This is a genomic window from Rhizobium sp. SVR5-9E (assembly GCF_056755095.1).
In genome coordinates this window covers 1-248 of the sequence record NZ_JBNDHS010000594.1, presented here as the reverse complement: position 1 = coordinate 248, position 248 = coordinate 1, and the positions used below count along the sequence as shown (strand labels likewise).

The 248-nt window shown below is 41.9% G+C and carries 1 protein-coding gene; it reads right to left on the bottom strand.

Annotated elements, in window-relative coordinates; genetic code table 11:
* Positions 1-232: DUF305 domain-containing protein (locus ACPYOJ_RS36200; RefSeq protein ID WP_481420509.1), on the bottom strand; the 232-nt coding region annotated here is incomplete at its 3' end.
* Between the last annotated feature and the right edge of the window lie 16 nt (positions 233-248).

Here is a 248-nt window from a genome sequence, read left to right as displayed (position 1 = left end):
GAATGATGCTGTCAGCCAATTTTCTGACCTCGGGATCTTTGATGTCTGCATTTTTACTGGTCATGATCGCAGATGAATGGTGAGGGATCATCGCTTTGAGGTATTGTTCCTCGCCGATGGGTATCTGCTTTCTAATACCAGTCAAAGCGACTGCAAAAATCAAGGCTGAAATCACAATTATAATGCTGTTGTACTTTTTATTGGGATACATTTTTCCCATCATGACGATCATCAGAATCGCCATAGGG